Origin of the sequence: Bacillus sp. 17RED48 (assembly GCF_019837545.1) — a bacterium.
In the GTDB taxonomy this organism is placed as follows: Bacteria; Bacillota; Bacilli; order Bacillales; family Bacillaceae_G; genus Bacillus_A; species Bacillus_A wiedmannii.
Genome location: NZ_JADAXG010000048.1, coordinates 1 through 1294 on the forward strand (window position 1 = coordinate 1; position 1294 = coordinate 1294).

Annotated in this window: 2 protein-coding genes; one reads left to right on the forward strand and one right to left on the reverse strand. The window is 31.1% G+C overall.

Annotated features, from left to right (window positions below):
- Positions 1-307 precede the first annotated feature (307 nt).
- Positions 308-544 carry a hypothetical protein gene (locus tag ILT06_RS32150; RefSeq protein WP_222655998.1) on the forward strand — a complete coding sequence of 79 codons (237 nt, stop codon included), beginning with the start codon at positions 308-310 and terminating at the stop codon, positions 542-544.
- A 55-nt stretch (positions 545-599) separates the two neighbouring features.
- Here the strand turns inward: ILT06_RS32150 and ILT06_RS32155 are convergent, their stop codons facing one another.
- Positions 600-1163: a hypothetical protein gene (locus tag ILT06_RS32155; RefSeq protein ID WP_222655999.1), complete on the reverse strand. Its 564-nt coding sequence runs from the start codon at positions 1161-1163 to the stop codon at positions 600-602.
- Between the last annotated feature and the right edge of the window lie 131 nt (positions 1164-1294).

Below are 1294 nucleotides of genomic sequence, written 5' to 3' on the forward strand. Positions count from 1 at the left end.
CTAGTTGCTAACAATGCTGTAAAAATTCCCATTAAACATTTCTCCTTTTTACAAACAGAATTAACCATATTATACCACATTCGTAAGAGACTAAACTGTAACAACAAGGAACATTTATGTTGCAAATATCACGCGAAAATAAAGTTTGGTAAAAAATGTATCACTATAACCTATTTTTACACGTATCTCGGCTGTACCCCCTAAACGCATCACTAGAATATTTCTGAATATTATGCTATTTTATAATAAAAGTTATTCGTATAATTCACGACAAATCAAAAGTATAATTTATAAAGGGGGACAGATCATGTTTAATGAACAAAAATTGCAGTTATGGAGTGCGATATTCGCAATAATCATAGTGATTACAGCAATTGTTAATAAATTTGTAATCCCACTTCAAAATAAATTAGCTATTCCTATCTTCCTTGAATTCACTGTATTTTGTTTCATTTTGTTTTTCCTTTATTTACACAAAAGCAAAAACAAATCAATTTTTGTCGTTATTATGTATATAGCCTTTTTAATTTACGCAATAATTTAAAATACTGCCCAAAATGCAAAGGCACCCCATTCGTCTAACGAACGGGGTGCACTTTTTATTTCCAAACTGTTGAATAATGTGTCTTTGAAGTAACTAGTTTTGTTCTTGCAGAATCTGAATAAACATAAACTACAGCCTTTCCATAATAACAATAAGCATCCTGTGCCTGATAAATAAACGTTTTGTAGTATCTTGTTGAGGGTTTATCATGAAATGTGTTAAATAAGGCTGAAGCCGCTGCACCAGCCCAATAATTTTTTAATATACCACCTGGAGTAATAGCTATCAGAAATTGTTTTGTAAACTCACTTATAGTATCCGCCGTTTTTGAATTCCCTGTGAAACTATCAATTAATCGATAATTCATAGAACCAGGATTAGGATGGTAATAATCAGGACCAGGTGGAGCCTCTTGGAATGTCGAACTTGGAACTTGATTTGTTACAAAGGGTTGAAACTCACTGTTTGGATTGATCTCAGGAATTCCATTGTTTTTTAAATTAACTTTTTCAACAGGTTTTTTCGATTCATTAGCTGCTGCATAACTAGATGGAGAAAAACTAAAAAGACCCAAAGCAAACGTAGACGACAAAAGAATCGGAACAATTTTCCTTTTCATTTGTACCCCCTATAATTATATTAGGTACCCAATTTCAACTCTACCAAAATTATACAATTGGTACAAGGTTATTTTTAAAATATTTATATTTTTTTAAATATTATAATTTTTTAACATACCAAAAGGTACAC

Excerpts from the sequence above, each read along its gene's own strand:
- ILT06_RS32150 (WP_222655998.1), top strand. The coding sequence starts at position 308 with ATGTTTAATGAACAAAAATTGCAGTTATGGAGTGCGATATTCGCAATA.
- ILT06_RS32155 (WP_222655999.1), bottom strand. The coding sequence starts at position 1,163 with ATGAAAAGGAAAATTGTTCCGATTCTTTTGTCGTCTACGTTTGCTTTG.